This is a genomic window from Actinospica durhamensis, assembly GCF_018139695.1.
Lineage (GTDB): Bacteria > Actinomycetota > Actinomycetes > Streptomycetales > Catenulisporaceae > Actinospica > Actinospica durhamensis.
Map to the genome: position 1 here is coordinate 1 of NZ_JAGSOG010000760.1, position 441 is coordinate 441.

Annotated in this window: 1 protein-coding gene; it reads right to left on the reverse strand. The window is 78.2% G+C overall.

What is annotated here, in order from left to right; translation table 11 throughout:
• Nucleotides 1-441 (reverse strand): MFS transporter (locus KDL01_RS42090; protein WP_368861760.1); only part of this gene is annotated, 441 nt, incomplete at both ends.

Sequence of the window (441 nt, forward strand, 5' to 3'; positions counted from 1 at the left end):
GTGATGTAGGCGACGGTCGCCTGGAGCCCGAAGAAGACAGCCAGCGCCCAGGCGGTACGGCTGCGCGTGATGCGCAGCGCGGGCGCCGCCGCGGGCGCGGGCGCCGCGGACGCCTCCGCGCGCCCGGGTGCCTCCCCGCGCGCCCGCTCACCGGGGGCCCGCTCGGCCGGTGCCGCGTCCCGCTCCCGTACGAACGGGAGCCAGGGCAGCACGGCGGCGACCGCGAGGGCCGCCCACAGGGCGAGGCCCGAGCGCCAGTCACCGCCCACGGCGTCGGTCAGCGGCACGGTCACCGCGGCCGCCGCGGCGGTGCCCAGGGCCAGGGCCATCGAGTACAGGCCGGTCATGGCACCGACCCGGTCGGGGAAGTGGCGCTTGACGACGACCGGCATCAGGACGTTGCTGACGGCGATGCCCATCAGCGCGAGGGCGGTGGCGGCC